This is a genomic window from Bacillus sp. Root131 (assembly GCF_001429475.1).
Lineage (GTDB): Bacteria > Bacillota > Bacilli > Bacillales > Bacillaceae_G > Bacillus_A > Bacillus_A thuringiensis_S.
Genome location: NZ_LMJQ01000044.1, coordinates 1 through 24,485, shown reverse-complemented (window position 1 = coordinate 24,485; position 24,485 = coordinate 1). Strand labels below are relative to the sequence as shown.

The window sequence follows — 24,485 nt, the reverse complement described above, 5'->3', positions numbered from 1 at the left end:
TATTGTCGTCAAACTTCCTAAATTATTGTCGTCCGACAATAGTTTCACCGAAATAAACAGCTTTATGAAAAAATGTGTTGTTCTATAACAAAAAACTGTTGACTGAATGCTCACTCATTATATAATGGGGGTAGGGGATATAATTCAGAAAATTATATATTTTTGAAGATTCTAAAAAGAAAGAGGGCTTACAAAGAGAGGGGTAGCATAAAAATGAATAGCTTACTGATCATTAATTGGCTGGCTGCCATTGCTGTTATTGCTTATGCAGGATATTTGTTTGTATATCTTATACGGACGAGAATAGCCTACATACAATTAGGAAAAAAAATTGAATTTGACCGTCGTTTTAAAGAGCGTTGGGATCTTCTTAAGGTCAATGTTTTCGGTCAGAAAAAGCTGCTGAAAGATAAGAAAAGCGGCATCATTCACGTTATGTTCTTTTACGGATTTATTCTTGTCCAATTTGGAGCAATTGACTTCGTTTGGAAAGGACTCGCACCAGGATCACATCTTCCACTTGGACCACTATACCCTGCATTTACATTCTTCCAGGAAATTGTCACACTTGTTATTTTAATTGCAGTATTTTGGGCTTTTCATAGACGTTATGTAGAAAAGCTTGTTCGTTTAAAACGTAACTTCAAATCAGGTCTTGTTCTTATCTTTATCGGTGGTTTAATGATCTCTGTGCTACTTGGTAACGGTATGGGACTTATATGGCATGGCGAGGAGCTTTCATGGAGTGAACCAATTGCTTCTGCAATCGCTTACGTTTTTAGCGGGATAAATGAAACCGTAGCCATTTCAGTGTTCTATTTCTCTTGGTGGGTGCATTTACTAATTTTGTTAACGTTTTTAGTGTATGTTCCACAATCAAAACATGCGCATTTAATTGCGGGACCAGCTAATGTATTTTTCGGTCGTATTTCAAATCCAGGGAAGCTTGAAAAGATTGATTTTGAAGATGAAACACAAGAAACATTTGGTGTTGGTAAAATTGAAGACTTTAGACAAAATCAACTTATTGACTTATACGCTTGTGTAGAGTGTGGCCGTTGTACAAATATGTGTCCAGCAACAGGCACAGGGAAAATGTTATCGCCGATGGACTTAATATTAAAACTTCGCGATCATTTAACTGATAAAGGGGCTGCGGTAACATCAAAAGCACCGTGGGTTCCAGTAGTTGCCTTCAATAATACACAAGGAAATCAGTTAGCGATGATGGCAGCTGGAAAAGGACAACAAGAATCAGCGGCTACAACGCTCGCTTACGATCCGAGTTTAATCGGAGATGTTATTACAGAAGAAGAGATTTGGGCATGTACAACGTGTCGTAACTGTGAAGATCAATGTCCAGTTATGAATGAGCATGTTGATAAAATTATTGATTTACGTCGATATCTCGTTTTAACAGAAGGAAAAATGGACGCGGAAGCACAACGCGCGATGACAAACATCGAGCGTCAAGGAAATCCGTGGGGTCTGAACCGTAAAGAGCGTGAAACATGGCGCCAAGGTGATGACGAAGTAACAGTTCCAACTGTAAAAGAAAAATCAAAAGCTGGTGAGGAATTCGAGTATTTATTCTGGGTTGGTTCAATGGGATCATACGACAACCGTAGTCAGAAGATTGCAATATCATTTGCGAAGTTAATGAACGAAGCAGGCATTTCATTCGCAATTCTCGGTAATAAAGAAAAGAATTCTGGAGATACACCACGTCGCCTCGGAAATGAATTTGTATTCCAAGAGATGGCGACAAAGAATATCGAAGAATTTGAAAAGGCAGGAGTGAAGAAAATCGTTACGATTGATCCTCATGCTTATAACACATTTAAAAATGAGTATCCGGACTTTGGCTTGCAAGCAGAAGTCTATCATCATACAGAATTGTTAGCCCAGTGGGTGAAAGAAGGGCGTTTAAAGCCTGTTCATGCTATTGAAGAAACAGTTACGTACCATGATTCCTGTTATTTAGGAAGATACAACGAAGTGTACGAAGCGCCACGTGACATTTTGAAAGCGATTCCTGGAGTGAATCTTGTAGAAATGGCACGTAACCGTGAGACTGGAATGTGTTGTGGCGCAGGTGGTGGCTTAATGTGGATGGAAGAAACAACAGGCTCTCGTATTAACGTTGCTCGTACAGAACAAGCATTAGCTGTACAGCCATCCATTATCGGTACAGGTTGTCCATATTGCTTAACGATGATCAGTGATGGCACGAAAGCGAAAGAGGTAGAAGAAAAAGTTCAAACTCTTGATGTGACAGAGATTTTAGAACGATCTGTTATCGGACAGAAAAAAGAAGCGATGTAGTTTATAAGAATGTATACAACTTTAGAAAGAGGTGCAATGATTGCACCTCTTCTCAACGTAGGGATACCGAGCGAGCGCTCAGTGTTAAAAAATGAAATGGGGGAAAGAAACATGAGTAAAACAGTTATTTTAAGTGCTGCAAGAACACCAGTTGGAAAATTCGGAGGATCTTTAAAAGATGTAAAAGCGACGGAACTTGGAGGAATTGCAATTAAAGCAGCGCTTGAAAGAGCAAATGTTGCAGCTAGTGATGTTGAAGAAGTTATATTTGGAACGGTTATTCAAGGTGGACAGGGACAAATTCCATCGCGCCAAGCTGCAAGGGCTGCAGGAATCCCTTGGGAAGTGCAGACGGAAACAGTCAATAAAGTTTGTGCATCAGGCCTTCGTGCGGTTACGTTAGCGGATCAGATTATTCGTACTGGCGATCAATCACTGATTGTAGCTGGTGGTATGGAGTCGATGAGTAACAGTCCTTACATTTTACGCGGAGCAAGATGGGGATACAGAATGGGCAACAACGAAGTTATTGATTTAAACGTTGCTGACGGTTTAACATGCGCATTTTCAGGTACACACATGGGTGTTTATGGCGGAGAAGTTGCGAAGGAAGATGGAATTTCTCGCGAAGCGCAAGATGAATGGGCATATCGTAGCCATCAGCGTGCGGTTTCAGCGCATAAAGAAGGACGTTTTGAAGAGGAGATCGTTCCAGTAACGATCCCGCAAAGAAAAGGCGATTCTATTGTCGTTGCAAAGGATGAGGCGCCACGTGAAGATACAACGATTGAAAAGTTAGCAAAGTTAAAACCTGTATTTGATAAGACAGCGGCGGTGACAGCTGGTAATGCGCCAGGCTTGAACGATGGTGGTGCCGCACTTGTATTAATGAGCGAAGACAGAGCGAAGCAAGAAGGAAGAAAGCCATTAGCGACAATTTTGGCGCATACAGCAATTGCAGTGGAATCTAAAGATTTCCCAAGAACGCCAGGTTATGCAATTAACGCATTGCTTGAAAAAACAGGCAAGACAATTGAAGATATCGATTTATTCGAGATTAATGAAGCATTTGCAGCGGTAGCAATTGCAAGTACAGAAATCGCAGGAATTGATCCAGAAAAATTGAATGTAAATGGCGGCGCAGTAGCGATGGGACATCCAATTGGAGCAAGCGGAGCGCGCATTATCGTTACACTAATCCATGCGCTTAAGCAGCGCGGCGGCGGAATTGGAATTGCTTCGATTTGTAGCGGTGGCGGTCAAGGGGACGCAGTGATGATTGAAGTTCACTAATTAAAGTTCGAGGGTATAAAATTTATTAACAATTAAGGGGGAAGAAAAAATGGGTGTACAAAACATTGTTGTAATTGGTGCAGGGCAAATGGGATCAGGAATTGCACAAGTATGTGCAATGGCAGGATATGACGTGAAGGTACAAGATTTAAAACAAGAGCAATTAGATAGAGGTTTGGCTATCATTACGAAAAACTTAGCGCGTCAAGTAGAAAAAGGACGCATGAAGGAAGAAGAGAAGGAAGCGACATTAAATCGTCTTACAGTAACGCTTGATTTAGATTGTGTGAAAGAAGCGGATCTTATTATTGAAGCAGCTGTTGAGAAAATGGATATTAAAAAGAAAATCTTTGCGAATCTAGATGAAATTGCTCCAGAACACGCAATTTTAGCGACGAATACGTCATCTCTGCCAATTACAGAAATTGCAGCGGTAACGAAGCGTCCGGAAAAAGTAATCGGTATGCACTTTATGAATCCAGTTCCAGTTATGAAGCTTGTTGAGATTATTCGTGGTTTGGCTACAGATGATGCGGTATATGAAGCAATTGAAGATATTACGAAAAAAATTGGGAAAGTACCAGTTGAAGTAAATGATTTCCCAGGTTTTGTATCAAACCGCATTTTGTTACCGATGATTAACGAAGCAATTTATACGTTATATGAAGGTGTAGCGACGAAAGAAGCAATTGATGAAGTAATGAAGCTGGGTATGAACCATCCGATGGGGCCTTTGACGCTCGCTGATTTTATCGGTTTAGATACGTGTTTATACATTATGGAAGTGTTGCATGAAGGATTAGGAGATAGTAAATATCGCCCATGTCCGTTATTACGTAAGTATGTGAATGCAGGATGGTTAGGTCGTAAAACAGGTCGTGGATTCTACGTTTACGAATAAATTCCCCCTTTGTTACAAAATAGTGGTCTTACCAAATTGTTAAAAGGATATATAGCAAATGGAGGCGGAGTATATGAACTTTCGTTTTAATGAAGAGCAGCAAATGATGAGGAAAATGGTTCGGGATTTTGCACAGAAGGAAATAGCTCCCTTTGTTCCTAGTATGGAACAAGGGGTGTTCCCAAAAGAGGTTTTACAAAAGATGGGTAATCTTGGATTAATGGGGATTCCAGCGCCTGCAAAATACGGCGGGGCAGAAATGGATTTTATTTCTTACATTCTAGCAATTGAGGAAATCTCAAAGGTAAGTGCAACAGTTGGTGTAATTTTAGCTGTACATACGTCAGTTGGAATGAATCCGATTTTATATTTCGGAACAGAAGAACAGAAGAAAAAATATGTTTCTAAACTTGCAACCGGGGAATATTTAGGCGCATTTGCTTTAACAGAGCCAAATGCAGGATCGGATGCAGGGAGTTTGAAATCAAGAGCTGTAAAAAAAGGCGATCATTATATTATTAATGGATCGAAAGTGTTTATTACAAATGGTGGTGAAGCAAGTACGTACATTGTATTCGCTTCTACAAATCCAGATGCAGGAAAAAGTGGTATTTCTGCATTTATAGTAGAGAAAGATACACCTGGTTTAATCATCGGAAAAGATGAACATAAGATGGGGCTTCTCGGTTCTCGTACGGTACAACTTACTTTTGAAGATATGAAAGTGCCAGCTGAGAATTTACTTGGGGAAGAAGGACAAGGATTCAAGGTGGCAATGGCGAATTTAGATGTTGGGCGAATTGGAATCGGTGCACAGGCGTTAGGAATTGCTGAAGCGGCGCTTGCATGTGCGATTGATTATGCAAAAGAACGAGAGCAATTTGGGAAACCAATTGCGGCGCAGCAAGGGATTGGCTTCAAACTTGCAGATATGGCAACAAGTGTCGAAGCAGCAAGGTTACTCGTATATAGAGCGGCGTCTCTTAGGGCACAAGGATTACCATGCGGTAAAGAAGCATCTATTGCGAAATTATTTGCTTCTAAGACAGCGGTTGAAGTCGCGATTGAGGCGGTGCAAGTATTTGGTGGTTACGGTTATACGAAAGACTATCCAGTAGAACGATTTTTCCGTGATGCGAAAATCACGCAAATATATGAAGGAACAAGTGAAATACAGAAACTTGTTATTAGCCGTGCTTTATAAAAGGGCGAGGGGGAGACGGAGATGCATTTTAAACTATCAGAAGAACATGAAATGATAAGAAAAATGGTTCGAGATTTTGCTAAAAATGAAGTAGCACCAACAGCAGCTGAGCGTGATGAGGAAGAGAGATTTGATCGAGAGTTATTTGATCAAATGGCAGAGCTTGGTTTAACTGGTATTCCGTGGCCTGAAGAATACGGAGGAATTGGAAGCGATTACTTAGCATACGTAATTGCTATTGAAGAATTATCTCGAGTTTGTGCTTCAACAGGTGTAACACTATCTGCACATACTTCACTTGCGGGATGGCCAATTTTTAAATTTGGGACAGAAGAACAAAAGCAAAAGTTTTTACGACCGATGGCTGAAGGGAAGAAAATTGGTGCATACGGCTTAACGGAGCCAGGATCTGGATCGGATGCTGGTGGAATGAAGACAATCGCAAAGAGAGATGGCGACCATTATATTTTAAATGGATCAAAAATTTTCATTACAAATGGCGGTATTGCTGATATTTATGTTGTTTTTGCGCTAACTAATCCTGAATCGAAGCAGCGCGGTACGAGTGCATTTATTGTAGAAAGTGATACACCGGGATTTTCAGTTGGGAAGAAGGAGAGCAAGCTAGGGATTCGCTCTTCACCAACGACTGAAATTATGTTTGAAGATTGCCGTATTCCTGTAGAGAATCTACTTGGAGAAGAGGGGCAAGGATTTAAAGTTGCGATGCAAACATTAGATGGAGGTCGTAACGGTATTGCGGCGCAAGCTGTTGGTATTGCACAAGGGGCTTTAGATGCTTCTGTAGAATATGCAAGGGAGCGCCATCAATTTGGAAAGCCAATTGCGGCGCAGCAAGGGATTGGCTTTAAACTTGCGGATATGGCAACAGATGTAGAAGCGGCACGCCTTTTAACATATCAAGCGGCTTGGCTTGAATCAGAAGGGCTTCCGTATGGAAAAGAATCAGCGATGTCAAAAGTATTTGCGGGGGATACAGCGATGAAGGTGACGACTGAAGCGGTGCAAGTATTTGGTGGTTACGGTTATACGAAAGATTATCCAGTAGAGCGTTATATGCGAGATGCAAAGATTACACAAATATATGAAGGAACACAAGAGATTCAGAGGCTTGTAATTTCTCGTATGTTAACGAAGTAGGAACGAAAGCGTAGGTATTTTCCTACGCTTTTTCCTTCCAAAAAATAATAGAGAGAGGTGAAGGTAATGGTTAAACATAATGTACATGCATCGGTGAAAGATGAAAAATTAGTTGCGTTAAGACGTGAACAAATGATTAAAGGTGCGGTGCAACTGTTTAAACAAAAAGGATTTCCGCGTACAACAACGAGAGAGATTGCAAAAGCGGCGGGATTTAGTATAGGGACACTTTATGAGTACATTCGTACAAAAGATGATGTTTTGTATTTAGTTTGTGATAGTATATATGAACATGTAAAAGAACGATTAGAGGAAGTAGTATGTACAGAAAAAGGGAGTATAGAAAGTTTAAAGATAGCGATAACGAATTACTTTAAAGTGATGGACGAATTACAAGAAGAAGTATTAATTATGTATCAAGAAGTACGTTTTTTACCGAAAGAATCTCTCCCATATGTATTAGAAAAAGAGTTTCAAATGGTAGGAATGTTTGAGGATATTTTAGAACAGTGTACGGAAAATGGAACGTTTATATTAAATAAAAAAGAAATACAGCTTCTTGCACATAATATTTTTATACAAGGACAAATGTGGGGGTTTAGACGCTGGGCGCTGCAAAAACTGTATACGCTTGAAGAATACACAGAAATGCAAATTAGGTATGTGTTGCAAGGTGCCCATATGCTTCCGAAATAAGGAACAGACAAATTATTAATTTTATTACCATATAAAAGTTTCCCGTTTTTTTTGTAGCATATTTGTGCGACTTTTGTTTATAATGAATAGTATGGATTTTTTTAAGCAGACCGTTATATATAAGGTTATATTTGATGAAAGGAAGTGCCGCATAAGTGAATTTTAAGCAATATTCACCAGAAGAGCTAAAAGAATGTTCAATGATTGAAGTTGTACATAGCGTTTTAGGGGATAAAAGACAAGCAACGACATTCAACGAGTTGGTTCAAGAAATCGCTCAAGTGCTGGGACTATCTCAAGAGCAAGTTAATGCGAAACTCGCACAATTTTATACAGACTTAAACATCGATGGACGTTTCATTAATTTAGGAGAAAATCGTTGGGGACTACGCAGCTGGTACCCATATGAGCAAATTGATGAAGAAATCTTACCGCAGCCAAAACCGAAGAAGAAACGTAAAGTTGAAGAAGACGGTTTTGACGACTACATTGAAGAAGATGAAGATGACTTTGACGATGCAGACGGAAATGCAGACGAAGAAGATGATGTAGAAGATTTGGACAAGGTTCTTGAAGAAGAAGACGGAGATGACGACGATCTTGATGATTTAGAAGAAGATGAAGAAGACGACTTCGCTGAAGAAGAACTTGAGTATGATGAAACTGAAGAAGAAGAGGAAGAACTGTAGTTCTTGACTTTTCATTATCGTCCATGTAGAATCATTTTTGGGCTCTTTAAAAAAGGACGATAATACTTTTAAAGTGTAAATATAAAAGAAAATTGCTCCCTACTTATTACTTTATGTGATGAGGGGAGCAATTTTCTTTTTTGTTTTTTGTTTAGAAAATAAAAAGAGTCTAACAATAAGATGGATACAGTGTTATCTACATACGTTGCGCTTTGCAACGGTGATTATATAACAGCAAAATAGAAGGGAGCTTTTTCATGACTAAGTATATTTTTGTAACAGGCGGTGTAGTATCGTCTTTAGGAAAAGGTATTACAGCAGCATCTCTTGGAAGACTTTTAAAAAATCGTGGTTTAAATGTAACGATTCAAAAGTTTGATCCATACATTAACGTAGACCCAGGGACTATGAGCCCATACCAACACGGTGAGGTATTCGTAACAGATGATGGCGCAGAAACTGACTTAGACCTTGGTCACTATGAGCGTTTTATCGACATTAACTTAAACAAATACAGCAACGTAACAACAGGTAAAATTTACTCTTCAGTTCTTCAAAAAGAGCGTCGCGGTGAATATTTAGGAGGAACAGTTCAAGTTATTCCTCACATTACTAACGAAATTAAAGAGCGCGTATATCGTTCTGGCCGTGAAACAAATGCGGATGTTGTTATTACAGAAATCGGTGGAACTGTTGGTGATATCGAGTCTCTACCATTCTTAGAAGCAATCCGTCAAATTAAGAGCGACATCGGTCGTGACAATGTAATGTACATTCACTGTACGTTAATCCCGTACTTAAAAGCAGCGGGTGAAATGAAAACAAAACCAACACAACATAGTGTTAAAGAACTTCGTAGCTTAGGTATTCAACCAAATATTATCGTTGTTCGTACAGAACTTCCTGTTTCTCAAGATATGAAAGACAAGCTTGCATTATTCTGTGACATCGATACAAAAGCAGTTATCGAAGCTCGCGATGCAGATACTTTATATGCGGTTCCATTATCTCTTCAAGAACAAAACATGGACCAAATCGTTTGTGATCACTTAAAATTAGACAATCCAGCTGCAGATATGACAGAGTGGACTGCGCTAGTTAACAAGGTACGTAACCTTTCTAAGAAAACAAAAATCGCTCTTGTTGGTAAATATGTAGAACTTCAAGATGCATATATTTCTGTTGTAGAAGCACTTCGTCATGCTGGTTACTCATTCGATACAGATGTAGAAGTAAAATGGGTAAATGCTGAGCACGTAACAGCAGAAAATGTACAAGAATTAGTAGGAGACACAGATGGTATCCTTGTACCAGGTGGCTTCGGCGATCGTGGTGTAGAAGGTAAAATCGTTGCGATTCAATATGCTCGTGAAAACAAAGTTCCATTCTTAGGAATTTGCTTAGGTATGCAACTTGCATCAATCGAATTCGCACGTAATGTATTAGGTTTAGAAGGTGCTAACTCTTCTGAAATTAACCCTGATACACCATACGCAATCATTGACCTATTACCAGAACAAAAAGATGTAGAGGACCTAGGTGGTACACTTCGTCTTGGTCTATACCCATGTAAGCTTTCTGAAGAAACAAATGCTTACAATGCTTATAATGAGCCGGTTGTATATGAGCGTCATCGTCATCGTTATGAGTTCAACAACCAGTTCCGTCCGGATATGGAAAAAGAAGGATTCGTATTCTCTGGTACAAGCCCAGACGGTCGTCTAGTTGAAATCATTGAATTAAAAGACCACCCTTGGTTCGTAGCAGCACAGTTCCACCCAGAACTTGTTTCTCGTCCAAACCGTCCACAACCATTGTTCCATGACTTCGTAAGAGCTTCTATTACGAATAAAGAGAGCAAGTAATAAAAAAAGCGCCGTCACTTTAAAGTGACGGCGCTTTTTTTTAATATTCGTTTAACATTTCATCGATTGTAAATTTGATTCCGTGATAAGCAAATAAAGCTACTATTAAGCTTGGGAACCCGTAGCGATTACCTTCATCGTCTGGAATAAGGCCTTTTAACAGTTTTGTATCAATATGTACGTCTGTATATTGTTCCAGTGATTTCGTACCTTCTTGAAGAGCAGAAATGCCGACAATAGAGTGTCCCTCTTCTTGTAGTTTTTTTGCAATTTCTACAACTGCTTCATCTGTTGAAAAACGGCTAATAAGAAGTACACGATCCGCAGAGGTTACTTCTGCTTCTTTACCATTTTCAAATAAGCGTTTTGCTTGCTTCATTGGTTCAGCACCGAATAGTGCTTCGGTAACAACACCATCCATTTCATTTGTACCATATAAATAAATGAAACCATCGCCAATTAGTGCTTGAGCAAGTAAACGAGCGCTATCTTCTATATTCATTTCTTCTTTTTGAGAAACTCTGGAGAAATAACCACTTAATTGAGTTGAAAAAATTTTTAACATAATGTTACTCCCTTCGTACGTGTTTGCCGGCTTTCATTATAGTTTATTTTTTTAGAAAGGTGAAATCGTAGGGTAGCATAACAAAATAGGAAACGGTAAAATAAGAAAGAATAGGAAGGAATTTGCCAAAGAATAGCGAAAATAAATCGTTAAGATATAAGAAGCTTTAAATCTTGTACTTACACAGAAAGGTTGGGAATTATGGAAGGTAAAATTTTAATCGTTGATGATCAATATGGGATTCGTGTGTTATTACATGAAGTGTTCCAAAAAGAAGGTTATCAGACATTCCAAGCAGCGAATGGATTTCAAGCTTTAGATATCGTGAAAAAAGATAATCCGGATTTAGTAGTATTAGATATGAAAATTCCAGGCATGGATGGTATAGAGATTTTAAAGCATGTAAAAGAAATTGATGAGAGTATTAAAGTCATTTTAATGACTGCTTATGGAGAGCTTGATATGATCCAAGAAGCAAAAGATTTAGGTGCTTTAATGCATTTTGCTAAACCATTTGATATTGATGAAATTCGTCAAGCTGTGAGAAATGAGCTCGCTGTAGAGGCGTAAAAATGAATTTTTTATAAAAAATATGGAAAAAAGCGTTTACATGGACTATTGTGCAGGTGAATACGGTTGAGTTTTTGAGTACAAGTTGTTATCCTATTGAGTGTAGAAAAAAGTCCGGTATGTAGATATACATATTTTACCTTATTCTGGTCATACTACCAGCGATAAGAACTTATCGGATACAAAAAACGTTTTTTAGGAGGATTCACCATGCCTTTAGTTTCTATGAAAGAAATGCTAAACAAAGCACTAGAAGGAAAATACGCAGTTGGTCAATTCAACATGAACAACTTAGAGTGGACTCAAGCTATCTTAGCTGCTGCGGAAGAAGAAAAATCTCCTGTAATCCTAGGTGTATCTGAGGGTGCAGCTCGTCATATGACTGGTTTCAAAACAGTTGTAGCTATGGTTAAAGCTTTAATCGAAGAAATGAACATCACTGTTCCTGTAGCGATTCACCTTGACCATGGTTCAAGCTTCGAAAAATGTAAAGAAGCAATTGATGCAGGTTTCACATCTGTAATGATCGACGCTTCTCACCACCCATTCGAAGAAAACGTTGAAACTACTAAACAAGTAGTAGAATACGCACACGCTCGTAACGTATCTGTTGAAGCTGAGCTTGGAACAGTTGGCGGACAAGAAGACGACGTAATCGCTGAAGGCGTAATTTACGCTGATCCAGCAGAGTGTAAGCACCTTGTTGAAGCAACAGGTATCGATTGCCTAGCTCCAGCTTTAGGTTCTGTACACGGTCCTTACAAAGGTGAGCCTAACTTAGGATTCGCTGAAATGGAACAAGTTCGTGACTTCACTGGCGTACCTTTAGTATTACACGGTGGTACTGGTATCCCAACTGCTGATATCGTAAAAGCTATCTCTTTAGGTACTTCAAAAATCAACGTAAACACTGAGAACCAAATCGAGTTTACAAAAGCTGTTCGTGAAGTATTAAACAAAGACCAAGAAGTTTACGATCCTCGTAAATTTATCGGACCTGGCCGCGACGCTATTAAAGCAACTGTTGCTGGTAAAATGCGTGAGTTCGGTTCTAACGGTAAAGCGTAAGAATAAAATTCCGTTTTGGAAACCGTCTAGTCTTTTAGACGGTTTCCTTTCGTTGTATAATGAAAGCGTGAACAAGTCGAAAGATTTTATCATTTTTGGTTTTTAAATAGAAAATAATGTGCATAGTCCTATTAATAAATGTGATAACGTATCTAAATTGATAAAGTGAATTCGATGAATAGTTGATCTTTATCTATTCGTGCTACAGGAGAAATGAAGATAATGGTTTCCTATTTATCCCGCATTAAAGGGCAGTAAGACCCCCACCTCAAAATTTAGTGGAAGCAAAAAAGTTAGGTGGGGGTCAACTGCCCGTAAAAGCCCGATTGGTTCAACTAATAACCAGTGGGGGATAAACACCCCCGACTAATTAAAGTTTCACTTTATTGAGTTTTGGGATGGAAAGAGTAATTGAGATTCTTAAGGGGAGCTTTCTATAAAAATATAGAAAGTAAATACATTCACAAGAAGGGAGCTCAATATGGAAAAATTGCTAATTGAAGGCGGAAGAGCTTTAAATGGAACAATTCGAGTAAGCGGTGCAAAGAACAGTGCCGTTGCATTAATTCCAGCGACAATTTTAGCAGATACTCCAGTAACTATTGGTGGTGTCCCTAATATTTCGGACGTGAAAATGTTAGGAGACTTACTAGAGGAAATTGGAGGGAAAGTAACTTATGGACAGGAGGAAGAGATGGTAGTCGATCCTTCTAACATGGTTGCAATGCCTTTGCCAAATGGAAAAGTGAAAAAGTTGCGCGCTTCTTATTATTTAATGGGTGCGATGCTTGGCCGTTTTAAAAAAGCTGTTATTGGGCTTCCGGGTGGATGTCATTTAGGACCGAGGCCAATTGATCAGCATATTAAAGGGTTTGAAGCGCTGGGTGCACATGTTACAAATGAACAAGGTGCCATCTATTTAAGGGCAGATGAACTACATGGAGCACGTATTTATTTAGATGTTGTTAGTGTGGGAGCTACGATTAATATTATGCTAGCAGCTGTACGAGCGAAAGGTAGAACTGTTATTGAAAATGCAGCGAAAGAGCCCGAGATTATTGATGTAGCTACATTGTTAACAAGCATGGGAGCACGTATTAAAGGTGCTGGTACAGATGTAATCCGAATAGATGGTGTGGACTCTTTACATGGTTGTCACCATACTATCATCCCAGATCGTATCGAAGCTGGTACGTATATGATTCTAGGAGCTGCATCAGGAGGAGAAGTAACGGTTGATAACGTTATTCCTCAGCACTTAGAATCAGTTACTGCAAAGCTAAGAGAAGCTGGTGTTCAAGTTGAAACGAACGATGATCAAATTACGGTGAACGGTAATAGAAAGTTAAAAGTAGTTGATATCAAAACGCTTGTATATCCAGGTTTTCCAACAGATTTACAACAGCCGTTTACGACGCTTTTAACAAAAGCGCACGGGACGGGAGTTGTAACAGATACAATTTACGGTGCCCGTTTCAAACACATTGATGAATTACGTCGTATGAATGCTCAAATTAAAGTAGAAGGTCGTTCGGCAATTGTAACTGGTCCTGTGTTACTGCAAGGTGCAAAAGTGAAGGCGAGTGATTTACGAGCGGGAGCGGCACTTGTTATTGCAGGGTTAATGGCAGATGGAATTACAGAAGTAACAGGACTTGAGCATATTGATCGAGGTTATGAGAATATAGTGGACAAGCTTAAAGGGCTTGGAGCAAACATTTGGCGAGAACAAATGACAAAACAAGAAATTGAAGAGATGAAGAACGCATAAGTGATACTTCCGCAAGGGGGAAGCGAAGGATCACTACTTGCGGAAGTACACTTTATAGAAAAACACGGTTCACAAAATACGGCAGAAATATAAAGACTTAAAGGAGAGGGATTATTGTGGAAAGAAGTTTATCTATGGAGTTAGTACGTGTAACAGAGGCTGCAGCATTATCATCAGCGCGTTGGATGGGGCGCGGGAAAAAAGATGAAGCAGACGGTGCAGCAACATCAGCTATGCGTGATGTATTTGATACAATTCCGATGAAAGGTACAGTTGTAATTGGTGAAGGTGAGATGGATGAAGCACCAATGCTATATATCGGAGAGAAATTAGGTACAGGATATGGACCACGTGTAGACGTTGCAGTTGATCCTTTAGAAGGGACAAACATCGTAGCAGCTGGTGGCTGGAATGCTCTTGCTGTTATTGCAATTGCAGACCATGGTAATTTGTTACATGCTCCTGACATGTACATGGATAAAATCGCGGTTGGCCCAGAAGCAGTTGGGGCGGTCGACATTGATGCGCCTATTATTGATAACTTACGTGCAGTTGCGAAAGCGAAAAATAAAGATATTGAAGATGTTGTAGCGACAGTTTTAAATCGCCCACGTCATCAAGAAATTATCGAAGAAATTCGTAAAGCTGGTGCTCGTATTAAATTAATTAATGATGGAGATGTAGCTGGAGCGATTAATACAGCGTTTGATCGTACAGGTGTAGATATTTTATTTGGATCTGGTGGAGCACCTGAAGGTGTATTAGCAGCAGTTGCTTTAAAATGTTTAGGTGGAGAAATTCACGGAAAACTATTGCCACAAAACGAAGCTGAATTAGCGCGTTGTAAAAAAATGGGCATAGAAGACATTAATCGTATCCTTCGTATGGAGGACTTAGTAAAAGGTGACGATGCAATCTTTGCAGCAACAGGTGTAACAGATGGAGAACTATTACGCGGTGTTCAATTTAAAGGTAGCGTAGGAACAACGCAATCTCTTGTTATGCGTGCGAAATCAGGCACAGTTCGCTTCGTAGATGGTCGTCATAGCTTAAATAAAAAACCGAACTTGGTTATTAAGTAAAAGGTGGAAGCGGCTCGCTCAGAATCGCAGGACATTGGAACTCTCGACCTTGAAGCGCTCTTTGCTTCGAGTGAGAGAGTGAAATGACCGGAGATTCTAGCCGCTGGAACTGGATTTAAGTAAAAAGCGTAAGCAGCTTGCTCAGAAGGGGAAGGCATTGGAACTCCTGACGAAGAGGCGTTTTGTGCCTCGCAGGAACGGGTGAAATGACTGACCCTTCTAGCCACCGGAGCTGGATTAAATAAAAAGCGTAAGCGGCTCGTTCAGAAAGGTTAAAATGGTCGATCTTTTTAACTATCGGAGCTGGAACTAAACTAAATAAGAAGCGAAGACAAATTTTCTTGTCTTCGCTTCTTGTATTTGTGTTCCAACGTATTGATTAAAACTAGATAAAAGGGTTACAATAGTGAATATTATCCTACTTGAACTTATTGCCTTTCATTATTAATTATTTGCCTTCCGTATTTTTCCTTTTACCCATGAAAAAAGAGAATAACGTTAAAGTGTGGTGTCTGAATGAATTTGTCAATTGCAGCATTAGAAAACATGAAATTAAAAGAGTTATACGAGCTTGCGAAAGAATTTAAGATTTCGTATTATAGCAAGTTAACGAAAAAAGAGTTAATCTTTTCTATTTTGAAAGCTCGAGCAGAAAAAGAAGGTTTCTTTTTCATGGAAGGCGTATTAGAAATTATTCAATCAGAAGGATTTGGATTCCTACGTCCTATCAACTATTCTCCAAGCTCAGAAGATATTTATATCTCAGCTTCGCAAATTCGTCGTTTCGATTTACGTAATGGAGACAAAGTTTCTGGTAAAGTACGACCTCCGAAAGAAAATGAACGCTATTTTGGGTTATTACAAGTTGAAGCTGTAAACGGAGATGATCCAGATTCAGCAAAAGAGCGTGTGCATTTCCCTGCATTAACACCATTATACCCAGATCGCCAAATGAAATTGGAAACGGAACCGAAAAAGTTACCGACACGTATCATGGATTTAATCGCACCAGTTGGATTTGGACAACGTGGTTTAATTGTTGCGCCTCCAAAGGCTGGTAAAACAAGTCTATTAAAAGAAATTGCACACAGTGTTACAACAAATCATCCAGAAGCAGAATTAATTGTTCTTTTAATTGATGAGCGTCCAGAGGAAGTAACAGACATTGAACGTTCTGTTAAGGGTGACGTTGTAAGTTCTACTTTTGATGAAGTACCAGAAAATCATATTAAAGTAGCTGAACTTGTGTTAGAACGTGCAATGCGTCTTGTAGAGCACAAAAAAGATGTTATCATTTTAATGGATAGTATTACCCGTTTAGCGCGAGCTTACAACCTCGTTATTCCGCCAAGTGGTAGAACATTATCGGGTGGTATCGACCCAGCGGCTTTCCATAGACCGAAGCGTTTCTTTGGAGCTGCACGTAATATTGAAGAAGGCGGTAGCTTAACGATTTTAGCAACAGCCCTTGTTGATACAGGATCTCGTATGGACGATGTTATTTACGAGGAATTTAAAGGAACTGGAAATATGGAACTTCACTTAGATCGTTCGTTAGCTGAACGTCGTATCTTCCCAGCGATTGATATTCGTCGTTCTGGTACACGTAAAGAAGATCTATTAATTCCAAAAGAGCATTTAGACAAGTTATGGGGCATTCGTAAAACAATGCGTGATACACCAGACTTTGTTGAAAGTTTCTTACGTAAGCTTCGTCAAACGAAGACAAACGAAGAATTTTTACAAAACATTGTTGCAGACTCTAAAAGGTATGTAACAACTAAGTAAAGGGAAAAGATTGGGACTCGCTTATTTTATAGTAAGCGAGTTTTCTTATGCCTTTTAGGTGATATTAAAGAGAGAAATAAGTGGGAGAACCTTAGCTGGTCAGAGCTGATCGAGCCCAAGCCACTTTAAATTTCAAAAGACAAAAACAGGTAGTTGCAAAATGAAGTTAGCCTTGTTATAATTTCATCATATGTGTTTCATCAATATAGTTGTGTATGCAGCTGAAGATGAAAAACTCTGTTTCGAAAATGATTCAGGGCGGAAGGAGATGAAAAGAATGAAAGCAGGAATTCACCCAGATTACAAGAAAGTTGTATTCATGGACACAAACACAGGCTTCAAATTCTTAAGCGGGTCTACTAAAGGCTCTAGCGAAACTGTTGAGTGGGAAGATGGTAACACTTATCCATTACTAAAAGTTGAGATCAGTTCTGATTCTCACCCATTCTACACTGGACGTCAGAAGTTTGCTACTGCAGACGGACGCGTTGATCGCTTCAATAAGAAATACGGTATCAAGTAATAAAAACATAAAACAGGCAAGTGTATGTATTCGCTTGTCTGTTTTTTTTGTGAAAATATTATACCTTTACCCTACTTTTAACTAAAAAGTAGATGAAAGGAGAGCTTCATGTACTTAATAAATCAAAATGGCTGGATTGAAGTGATTTGCGGTAGTATGTTTTCTGGTAAATCAGAAGAGTTAATCCGCCGTGTGCGCCGTACGCAATTTGCAAAACAACATGCAATTGTATTTAAACCATGTATTGATAATCGCTATAGTGAAGAAGACGTTGTATCACATAACGGATTAAAGGTAAAAGCAGTTCCTGTTTCAGCTTCAAAAGATATATTTGAACATATCACTGAAGATATGGATGTAATTGCAATCGATGAGGTACAATTCTTTGATGGGGACATTGTGGAAGTGGTGCAAGTATTGGCAAATCGTGGCTATCGTGTCATTGTAGCTGGTTTAGACCAAGATTTCCGTGGTCTACCATTTGGACAAGTTCCTCAGCTGATGGCAATTGCTGAACATGTAACAAAGCTACAAGCAGTATGTTCTGCATGTGGATCTCCGGCAAGTCGTACACAACGATTAATTGATGGAGAACCAGCGGCATTTGATGATCCGATTATTTTAGTTGGGGCTTCAGAATCGTATGAACCACGATGTCGTCATTGTCATGCAGTTCCTACAAACAAAGACAAGTAAAACTCGCTGCGCAAGGCGGGTTTTTTTCAGAATGGAGAGTGTGGGTGGTGTGAGCCGCTTACGCTTTTAAATATTATCTAGCTTCAGCGGCTAGAATCTCCGGCCATTTCACTCTCTCGCTTGAAGCAAAAAGCGCTTCAAGGTCGAGAGCTCCAATGGCCTGCGATTCTGAGCAAGCCGCTTACGCTTTTAAATATAATTTGCGTTTTTTTGAGTAAGTACCATATACTATTTGTATTAGATACTAGGATGTAGAGGTGAATGATGTGTTAGATCGTTTGCAAGCTGTAGAAAATCGTTATGAGAAGTTAAATGAATTGTTAAGTGACCCAGAGGTTATTAGCGATACAAATAAGCTTCGTGAATATTCAAAGGAACAGTCTGATATACAGGAAACGGTAGAGGTGTATCGTGAGTATAAGGATGTTCGTGAGCAATTAAAAGATGCGAAAGCAATGTTAGAAGAGAAGTTAGACGCTGAAATGCGTGACATGGTAAAAGAAGAGGTTTCTGAGTTAGAATCACAAGAAAAAACGTTATCAGAACGTCTGAAAATTTTACTAGTTCCAAAGGACCCTAATGATGATAAGAACGTTATCGTTGAGGTTCGTGGGGCTGCTGGTGGCGATGAGGCCGCTTTATTTGCTGGTGACTTATACCGCATGTATAGCCGTTATGCTGAGGTTCAAGGTTGGAAAACAGAAATTATCGAGGCTAGCTATACAGAGTTAGGTGGATATAAAGAGATTATCTTTATGATTAACGGTAAAGGTGCTTTCGCGAAGCTGAAATTCGAGAATGGTGCTCACCGTGTACAACGTGTTCCTGAAACGGAATCTGGTGGACGTATTCATACATCTACAGCAACTGTAGCTGTATTACCAGAGGCAGAAGAAGTAGAAATCGACATTCACGAGAAAGATGTTCGTGTTGATACATTCGCTTCTAGTGGTCCTGGTGGACAAAGTGTTAATACAACGATGTCAGCGGTACGTTTAACACATTTACCGACTGGTGTAGTTGTATCTTGTCAGGATGAGAAATCACAAATTAAGAATAAAGAAAAAGCGATGAAAGTATTACGCGCACGTGTTTATGATAAGTTTAGACAAGAAGCACAAGCTGAATATGATCAAAACCGTAAACAAGCTGTTGGTACGGGCGATCGTTCAGAGCGTATTCGTACGTATAACTTCCCGCAAAACCGTGTTACAGACCATCGAATCGGTTTAACGATTCAAAAGCTAGATCAAATCTTACAAGGTAAGTTAGATGATTTCATCAATGCCTTAGTGATGGAAGATCAGGCTCAAAGGATGGAGGCAGCTGAGTAATGCGTGTCTATGAAGCCCTGAAATGGGCTTCTTCTTTTTTACAGGAAAATGGACGAGATGAAAATGCGGGAGAAATTGTCCTTTGTCATGTATTAAAGATGAACAGAACAGGATTACTTATGAATATGCGTGAAGAAATAAATGAGGAACAAGAGGCAAGCTTTACGGAGTTTATCCACAAGCATGTAGAAGGTATTCCTATTCAATATATGATTGGTTATGAAATGTTTTATGGCCGGTCGTTCTTTGTGAATGAAGAAGTATTAATACCAAGACCGGAAACAGAAGAACTTATAGTAGGAGTATTAGAAAGAATTGAGCGCCATTTTGGTGACAAGGAACTACATGTAGCAGATATAGGCACAGGTAGTGGAGCGATTTCTATTACGCTTGCTTTAGAAAATAAAAATCTTCACGTGTATACAGTAGATATTGCACAAGAGTCGATTGAAGTTGCAAAAGAAAATGCAAAAGCTTTAGGTGCAGAAGTAACGTTCTATCACGGTGATTTATTGTCACCATTTGATAAAACGGGTCAAAAGCTAGATGTTGTTGTTTCAAATCCTCCATATATACCGGAAGAGGATTGGCGTGGTCTTTCTCCTGTTGTGAAAGAGCATGAGCCGAAGAGAGCACTTGTTGGTGGAGAAGACGGATTAGATTTTTATCGCCGTTTTATGGAAGAATTGCCGAATGTGTTGCAGGAGAAAGCAATTGTAGCGTTTGAAATTGGAGTAGGACAGGGTGAGGATGTAAAAAGATTGTTACAACAAGCTTTTCCACATGCTCATGTTGAGGTTGTTTTTGATATTAACGGAAAAGATCGTATGGTATTTGCAGAGATGGAGTAAGGTTCACACCTTACTCTATTTTTTTGTGGGAAAATTCATATAGATTTTGAATTTAATAGTTTAGAAATATGAAAGTCTGTCCACACTGTTTGTAGAAGGGACGGTGGAGGAAATGAAAAAACAAGTTATTGCTTATCTTCTTATATTATTAATTGGTGCACAGTTACTTGTGCAGTTTGGATATATGAAAGCTGATGCAAAAGGGCCTTCAGTTATTCCGAAAGAGGCCGTTCGATTACGAATTTTAGCAAATAGCGATTCAGATCAAGACCAGGCATTAAAGCGTAAAGTGCGTGATGAAGTAAAAGCGCAAATTGATGGATGGGTAGCGGATTTAACTTCATTTGAAGAGGCACGCAAAGTAATTCAAAGTCATATTCCAGAAATCGAGAAAACGGTGGAAAATACGTTAAAAAGGGAAGGAAGTAAAGAATCATTTCAAGTGAAATTTAGTAAGAATGTAAAGTTTCCTACAAAGGTATATGGGAATTTTATTTATCCAGCAGGAGAATATGAAGCAGTATTGATCACAATTGGAGAAGGTGAAGGGGCGAACTGGTGGTGTGTATTATTTCCACCAATGTGTTTCTTAGATTTTTCGAGTGGGACAGCTGTAAGAAAAGAAGAGCACGTTGTGAAGGCGGAATCTCCTGAAGAGGAACAGGTGAAACAACTAGATGAAGAAGTAGTAGATACAGAAGAGAAGAAAGTGGATAAGGTTAAAGAAACGAAAGCTGTAAAACAGGAAGTAGTAAAAGAAGTAACAGCTTCTGAAAAGAAAGTAGTAAAAAATGAAACAAAAGTCGAAGAGCAGCCTGTAAGTGAAGAAGAAACAAAAACTGTGGAAAAAGTGGAGAAACCTGTGGAGAAAAAACAAGAAAAGCAAAATGAGTATGTAAAAGTAGAAGAGGAAGAAGAAAAGCCAGAAGTTAAATTGTTTATTGTAGAAGCTTTTACATCTTTATTCTCTAAATAGTACTATTAATAAATCCCTCCTCATATATAAAAATGAGGAGGGATTTATTATGAAGAAAGTGTATTTTGCTACGAAAGCAGATGTGGAAAGATTACATTCTTTTTTCGGACAAGCTAATAAAAAAGATGATAAAATAAATGAGTTGTACGCACAATTTATGATTTTGGAAGAGGCGGAAGAAATACGAGCTGTAATTGGTTATGAACAAAGTGGGGAAGATGTACTTATTCGTTCTTGTTTATTCACACCTCATGTGGATAAACAGACTTTCTTATATTTTTTTGAAATGTTTTTGCAGTATATGAAAGAAAAAAGTGTTCAACAATTGTACTTACTAACAAACCATCCACAATCTGTACCGATCTTTCAGTTCTTTGACTTTTTTACTATAGAAAAGGATGAGGTTCCAGAGGGAATTCAACAGTTAGAACATTTTTGTAAAAATATAAAAGAGCAGAATGCAATAATACTAAATTGTCAGCTATTCACAAAGTTATCCACGGATTAATTAGGTTTATCCACATTTTGTGGATAAACCTTGTTTGTCTTTTGGATAATTCTCATAGTAAACTAAAAATAGACAAGTATTTAAGGGTAGAAAAGGACGTGGAAAAAAATGCATACAAATATGTGGGTTGTGGATAATGCTGTGGAAAGAAAAAAAAATTATCCACAGTTACAAGAAGCAGCAAAATTATTAAGAGAAAATGAGGCGGTTGCTTTCCCTACGGAAACAGTATATGGGTTAGGTGCAAACGCGATGGATGATGAAGCAATCGCGAAAATTTTCGAAGCGAAAGGAAGACCGAGTGATAATCCACTCATTGTCCACATAGGTACAAAATCTCAGTTAGATGGGATTGTGAAAGAAATTCCACCAGTTGCAGAGAAGTTAATGGCGCATTTTTGGCCAGGACCATTAACAATTATTTTGCCGAGAAAAGAAGGGATTTCAGAGAGGGTGACGGCGGGACTTAATACGGTTGGGGTAAGAATGCCTGATCATCCAGTTGCACTTGCTCTTATTGAAGAGGCGAATGTACCTGTTGCGGCACCAAGTGCGAATCGTTCAGGGCGTCCAAGTCCAACACTAGCTTCTCACGTATATGAAGATTTGAATGGGAAGATTGCAGGTATTGTTGATGGTGGTGCAACTGGAGTAGGCGTTGAATCAACTGTAATTGATTGTACAAGCACGGTTCCAACAATATTACGTCCAGGTGGGATTACGAAAGAACAATTAGAAGCGGTGATAGGTACCGTTTCTTTAGATCCAGCTTTAAAGGATGAGAAGGAAAAACCGAAATCACCTGGAATGAAATACACACATTATGCGCCGAAAGCACCACTTAGTATTGTTGAGGGCTCACGTGAGTTTATTCAGCAACTTGTGGATGAGAAAAAGGAAGAAGGATTTAAAGTAGGCGTATTAACGACGGAAGAGTATCAGCATGTATATAACGCAGATGTTATATTGTCTTGTGGTGTTAGAAGTGACTTAGCTAGCGTTGCGACTAAATTATATGATGTACTTAGAACATTTGATGCAAGTGAAGTGGATGTTATTTTTAGTGAGTCGTTCCCTAATGAAGGAATAGGAAATGCTATTATGAATCGTTTAACAAAAGCGGCAGGACATCATATTATTATTGAATGATAAGGTAAGGTTAGCAAACAGAATATTTCTCCTTGGATAAGCATATTGTGAAGTAGCACGTCCAAGGAGGGGCATGAATGACGTTTGAACAGCTAATACCTTTAATAATTATGGCATTCGCCTTAGGGATGGATGCGTTCTCGGTGAGTCTTGGTATGGGGATGATGCCCCTAAAGTTAAGACAAATCCTGTATATTGGTATGACGATAGGGATATTTCATATTATTATGCCATTTATAGGGATGGTACTAGGTCGTTTTTTATCAGAGAAGTATGGAGATATTGCACATTTTGCGGGTGCTATTTTATTAATCGGACTAGGTTTTTATATCGTATATTCGACCATTTTACAAAATGGAGAGACTAGAACTGTCCCTATTGGAATTAGCTTATTCGTATTTGCATTTGGCGTTAGTATAGATAGTTTCTCAGTAGGGCTTAGTCTTGGTATTTATGGGGCACAAACAATCATTACGATATTACTTTTTGGATTTGTTAGCATGTTGTTAGCGTGGATTGGTTTATTAATTGGTAGACATGCGAAAGATATGCTCGGTACATATGGCGAGATAGTAGGTGGCATCATTCTAGTTGGATTTGGATTATATATCCTTTTTCCTATATAATTTTATGTAGGAGGGAATTATGAACAAGCTATTGGAATGGTATGTTAAGTTTTTAACCTTCTTTCCTCGATGGCTAAGAAGGCTTATAATTTGGGGTATTATTTTGCAAATTGCAATTTTAGGTTGGATTAAGTTAATTCGCGAATAGTAAGATAGCTCCTTTCTGTGCATAGTTTTGTTTGTACTATATTGATTGCGCTAAAAAATTACACATATAGAAAGGATGAGATGAATGACAAGATTGAAGCAAGTTTTTGGTATTATTATTAGTTTTTTTGTTTTTTGGTTTAGTATGCTCGGTGTACAAATGTTTGCTGAGTTTTTAGATATTGAGTCATTGAAATTTGTTGCGGGAAAGACTGAGGCGGCGCGTGCTTTTTACTCTCCGTACCCGTTTTTAATTGTTTTTCTTATTACGCTGCTTTCCCTATACTTCTTCGTAATTAAGCTAGGGAAACCGAAAAAAGAAAAACTCCCTACTTTAGAGGAAAAGAAGGAAGAATTACAATGATAAAATCCCCTGCTAAATGAAGTGAACCCGAATAGTGGTACATGAAAAAAACACCTCCTGAATTCGCATACTAAGTATGCAAATTCATTGGAGGTGTTTTTCGTTTGAAGACAAGAGTTCATTACCCAGAAGAAGTAAAGTGGAAAGTGATTGAAATGAAAAAGGATGGATATTCCAATCGGACAATTATGGAGAAGCTTGGAATTAAAAATGTTTCCCAAATTAAGACGTGGATGAAGTGGTATCGTACCGATCAAACGTACCGTTTTCAACAACCTGTAGGAAAACAATATTCTTATGGAAAAGGACCAAAAGAGCTCAGTGAATTAGAAC

At 38.8% G+C, this 24,485-nt stretch carries 25 protein-coding genes; 24 read left to right on the top strand and 1 reads right to left on the bottom strand.

Features of this window, described 5'->3' with window-relative positions; genetic code table 11:
• The first annotated feature begins 213 nt into the window (after window positions 1–213).
• From ASE54_RS31740 to pyrG, 8 genes are all read left to right on the top strand, one after another.
• On the top strand, window positions 214–2,325 hold the full coding sequence (locus ASE54_RS31740) for a (Fe-S)-binding protein (RefSeq protein ID WP_001086753.1): 2,112 nt from the start codon (window positions 214–216) through the stop codon (window positions 2,323–2,325).
• A 9-nt stretch (window positions 2,326–2,334) separates the two neighbouring features.
• Window positions 2,335–3,618 carry an acetyl-CoA C-acetyltransferase gene (locus tag ASE54_RS31735; RefSeq protein WP_002083553.1) on the top strand — a complete coding sequence of 428 codons (1,284 nt, stop codon included), beginning with the start codon at window positions 2,335–2,337 and terminating at the stop codon, window positions 3,616–3,618.
• A 49-nt stretch (window positions 3,619–3,667) separates the two neighbouring features.
• Window positions 3,668–4,519, top strand: a complete 852-nt coding sequence (locus ASE54_RS31730; RefSeq protein ID WP_000538874.1) for a 3-hydroxybutyryl-CoA dehydrogenase — start codon at window positions 3,668–3,670, stop codon at window positions 4,517–4,519.
• Window positions 4,520–4,592: 73 nt separating this feature from the next.
• Window positions 4,593–5,723, top strand: coding sequence for an acyl-CoA dehydrogenase (locus tag ASE54_RS31725; protein WP_001011191.1), 1,131 nt, complete (start codon window positions 4,593–4,595; stop codon window positions 5,721–5,723).
• A 21-nt stretch (window positions 5,724–5,744) separates the two neighbouring features.
• A complete protein-coding gene (acdA, locus tag ASE54_RS31720; protein ID WP_000545547.1) occupies window positions 5,745–6,884 on the top strand; it encodes an acyl-CoA dehydrogenase AcdA in 1,140 nt (379 codons plus the stop codon).
• Between the two features lie 66 nt (window positions 6,885–6,950).
• Window positions 6,951–7,580, top strand: a complete 630-nt coding sequence (locus ASE54_RS31715) for a TetR/AcrR family transcriptional regulator (RefSeq protein WP_000238594.1) — start codon at window positions 6,951–6,953, stop codon at window positions 7,578–7,580.
• A gap of 155 nt (window positions 7,581–7,735) precedes the next feature.
• On the top strand, window positions 7,736–8,269 hold the full coding sequence (gene rpoE, locus ASE54_RS31710) for a DNA-directed RNA polymerase subunit delta (RefSeq protein WP_001009774.1): 534 nt from the start codon (window positions 7,736–7,738) through the stop codon (window positions 8,267–8,269).
• Window positions 8,270–8,526: 257 nt separating this feature from the next.
• A complete protein-coding gene (gene pyrG, locus ASE54_RS31705) occupies window positions 8,527–10,134 on the top strand; it encodes a CTP synthase (RefSeq protein ID WP_000170448.1) in 1,608 nt (535 codons plus the stop codon).
• Between the two features lie 40 nt (window positions 10,135–10,174).
• On the opposite strand, the gene ASE54_RS31700 is transcribed toward pyrG, so the two are convergent.
• Complete coding sequence (locus tag ASE54_RS31700) at window positions 10,175–10,699, bottom strand: DUF2529 domain-containing protein (protein WP_000912391.1); 525 nt, start codon at window positions 10,697–10,699, stop codon at window positions 10,175–10,177.
• Between the two features lie 201 nt (window positions 10,700–10,900).
• Between ASE54_RS31700 and spo0F the strand changes: the two genes are divergently transcribed.
• The 16 genes from spo0F to ASE54_RS31625 form a co-directional block, all read left to right on the top strand.
• Window positions 10,901–11,269: a sporulation initiation phosphotransferase Spo0F gene (gene spo0F, locus ASE54_RS31695; protein WP_000398594.1), complete on the top strand. Its 369-nt coding sequence runs from the start codon at window positions 10,901–10,903 to the stop codon at window positions 11,267–11,269.
• Window positions 11,270–11,479: 210 nt separating this feature from the next.
• Window positions 11,480–12,337: a class II fructose-bisphosphate aldolase gene (locus tag ASE54_RS31690; protein ID WP_001131856.1), complete on the top strand. Its 858-nt coding sequence runs from the start codon at window positions 11,480–11,482 to the stop codon at window positions 12,335–12,337.
• Between the two features lie 481 nt (window positions 12,338–12,818).
• Window positions 12,819–14,108, top strand: coding sequence for a UDP-N-acetylglucosamine 1-carboxyvinyltransferase (gene murA / locus ASE54_RS31685; protein WP_000413248.1), 1,290 nt, complete (start codon window positions 12,819–12,821; stop codon window positions 14,106–14,108).
• A gap of 116 nt (window positions 14,109–14,224) precedes the next feature.
• Entirely contained in the window at window positions 14,225–15,190 is a 966-nt protein-coding gene (gene glpX / locus ASE54_RS31680; protein WP_000442340.1) for a class II fructose-bisphosphatase, read from the top strand.
• A gap of 516 nt (window positions 15,191–15,706) precedes the next feature.
• The gene (rho, locus tag ASE54_RS31675; RefSeq protein WP_001053903.1) at window positions 15,707–16,978 is read left to right on the top strand and encodes a transcription termination factor Rho; all 1,272 of its coding nucleotides are present in this window, start codon (window positions 15,707–15,709) and stop codon (window positions 16,976–16,978) included.
• A gap of 277 nt (window positions 16,979–17,255) precedes the next feature.
• A complete protein-coding gene (locus ASE54_RS31670) occupies window positions 17,256–17,501 on the top strand; it encodes a type B 50S ribosomal protein L31 (RefSeq protein WP_000643435.1) in 246 nt (81 codons plus the stop codon).
• A 108-nt stretch (window positions 17,502–17,609) separates the two neighbouring features.
• Window positions 17,610–18,197 carry a thymidine kinase gene (locus ASE54_RS31665; protein ID WP_000280851.1) on the top strand — a complete coding sequence of 196 codons (588 nt, stop codon included), beginning with the start codon at window positions 17,610–17,612 and terminating at the stop codon, window positions 18,195–18,197.
• 266 nt (window positions 18,198–18,463) lie between these two features.
• Complete coding sequence (gene prfA, locus ASE54_RS31660; RefSeq protein ID WP_000887066.1) at window positions 18,464–19,531, top strand: peptide chain release factor 1; 1,068 nt, start codon at window positions 18,464–18,466, stop codon at window positions 19,529–19,531.
• On the top strand, window positions 19,531–20,382 hold the full coding sequence (prmC, locus tag ASE54_RS31655) for a peptide chain release factor N(5)-glutamine methyltransferase (RefSeq protein ID WP_001267022.1): 852 nt from the start codon (window positions 19,531–19,533) through the stop codon (window positions 20,380–20,382). The genes prfA and prmC overlap by 1 nt, the downstream gene beginning before the upstream one ends.
• A gap of 112 nt (window positions 20,383–20,494) precedes the next feature.
• Window positions 20,495–21,358: a stage II sporulation protein R gene (gene spoIIR, locus ASE54_RS31650; RefSeq protein WP_033795312.1), complete on the top strand. Its 864-nt coding sequence runs from the start codon at window positions 20,495–20,497 to the stop codon at window positions 21,356–21,358.
• 49 nt (window positions 21,359–21,407) lie between these two features.
• Window positions 21,408–21,866 (top strand): mechanosensitive ion channel protein, encoded by a 459-nt coding sequence (locus tag ASE54_RS31645; protein ID WP_000758437.1) that lies wholly within the window; start codon window positions 21,408–21,410, stop codon window positions 21,864–21,866.
• 108 nt (window positions 21,867–21,974) lie between these two features.
• Window positions 21,975–23,015 (top strand): L-threonylcarbamoyladenylate synthase, encoded by a 1,041-nt coding sequence (locus ASE54_RS31640; RefSeq protein WP_000557329.1) that lies wholly within the window; start codon window positions 21,975–21,977, stop codon window positions 23,013–23,015.
• 77 nt (window positions 23,016–23,092) lie between these two features.
• Window positions 23,093–23,641: a manganese efflux pump MntP family protein gene (locus ASE54_RS31635; RefSeq protein ID WP_000142476.1), complete on the top strand. Its 549-nt coding sequence runs from the start codon at window positions 23,093–23,095 to the stop codon at window positions 23,639–23,641.
• A 19-nt stretch (window positions 23,642–23,660) separates the two neighbouring features.
• Window positions 23,661–23,789 (top strand): hypothetical protein, encoded by a 129-nt coding sequence (locus tag ASE54_RS37475; protein WP_001037632.1) that lies wholly within the window; start codon window positions 23,661–23,663, stop codon window positions 23,787–23,789.
• Between the two features lie 84 nt (window positions 23,790–23,873).
• Entirely contained in the window at window positions 23,874–24,152 is a 279-nt protein-coding gene (locus ASE54_RS31630) for a DUF3935 domain-containing protein (protein ID WP_000197471.1), read from the top strand.
• Window positions 24,153–24,256: 104 nt separating this feature from the next.
• A partial coding sequence (locus tag ASE54_RS31625; RefSeq protein ID WP_057273009.1) for a helix-turn-helix domain-containing protein occupies window positions 24,257–24,485 on the top strand: 229 nt, incomplete at its 3' end.

Excerpts from the sequence above, each read along its gene's own strand:
- ASE54_RS31735 (WP_002083553.1), top strand. The coding sequence starts at position 2,335 with ATGTATACAACTTTAGAAAGAGGTGCAATGATTGCACCTCTTCTCAAC.
- ASE54_RS31740 (WP_001086753.1), top strand. The coding sequence starts at position 214 with ATGAATAGCTTACTGATCATTAATTGGCTGGCTGCCATTGCTGTTATT.
- murA (WP_000413248.1), top strand. The coding sequence starts at position 12,819 with ATGGAAAAATTGCTAATTGAAGGCGGAAGAGCTTTAAATGGAACAATT.
- ASE54_RS31665 (WP_000280851.1), top strand. The coding sequence starts at position 17,610 with ATGTACTTAATAAATCAAAATGGCTGGATTGAAGTGATTTGCGGTAGT.
- spoIIR (WP_033795312.1), top strand. The coding sequence starts at position 20,495 with ATGAAAAAACAAGTTATTGCTTATCTTCTTATATTATTAATTGGTGCA.
- spo0F (WP_000398594.1), top strand. The coding sequence starts at position 10,901 with ATGGAAGGTAAAATTTTAATCGTTGATGATCAATATGGGATTCGTGTG.
- ASE54_RS31635 (WP_000142476.1), top strand. The coding sequence starts at position 23,093 with ATGACGTTTGAACAGCTAATACCTTTAATAATTATGGCATTCGCCTTA.
- ASE54_RS31640 (WP_000557329.1), top strand. The coding sequence starts at position 21,975 with ATGCATACAAATATGTGGGTTGTGGATAATGCTGTGGAAAGAAAAAAA.
- ASE54_RS31730 (WP_000538874.1), top strand. The coding sequence starts at position 3,668 with ATGGGTGTACAAAACATTGTTGTAATTGGTGCAGGGCAAATGGGATCA.
- prmC (WP_001267022.1), top strand. The coding sequence starts at position 19,531 with ATGCGTGTCTATGAAGCCCTGAAATGGGCTTCTTCTTTTTTACAGGAA.
- acdA (WP_000545547.1), top strand. The coding sequence starts at position 5,745 with ATGCATTTTAAACTATCAGAAGAACATGAAATGATAAGAAAAATGGTT.
- ASE54_RS31700 (WP_000912391.1), bottom strand. The coding sequence starts at position 10,699 with ATGTTAAAAATTTTTTCAACTCAATTAAGTGGTTATTTCTCCAGAGTT.
- ASE54_RS31725 (WP_001011191.1), top strand. The coding sequence starts at position 4,593 with ATGAACTTTCGTTTTAATGAAGAGCAGCAAATGATGAGGAAAATGGTT.
- ASE54_RS31670 (WP_000643435.1), top strand. The coding sequence starts at position 17,256 with ATGAAAGCAGGAATTCACCCAGATTACAAGAAAGTTGTATTCATGGAC.
- ASE54_RS31645 (WP_000758437.1), top strand. The coding sequence starts at position 21,408 with ATGAAGAAAGTGTATTTTGCTACGAAAGCAGATGTGGAAAGATTACAT.
- ASE54_RS31715 (WP_000238594.1), top strand. The coding sequence starts at position 6,951 with ATGGTTAAACATAATGTACATGCATCGGTGAAAGATGAAAAATTAGTT.
- ASE54_RS31690 (WP_001131856.1), top strand. The coding sequence starts at position 11,480 with ATGCCTTTAGTTTCTATGAAAGAAATGCTAAACAAAGCACTAGAAGGA.
- ASE54_RS37475 (WP_001037632.1), top strand. The coding sequence starts at position 23,661 with ATGAACAAGCTATTGGAATGGTATGTTAAGTTTTTAACCTTCTTTCCT.
- pyrG (WP_000170448.1), top strand. The coding sequence starts at position 8,527 with ATGACTAAGTATATTTTTGTAACAGGCGGTGTAGTATCGTCTTTAGGA.
- ASE54_RS31630 (WP_000197471.1), top strand. The coding sequence starts at position 23,874 with ATGACAAGATTGAAGCAAGTTTTTGGTATTATTATTAGTTTTTTTGTT.
- rho (WP_001053903.1), top strand. The coding sequence starts at position 15,707 with ATGAATTTGTCAATTGCAGCATTAGAAAACATGAAATTAAAAGAGTTA.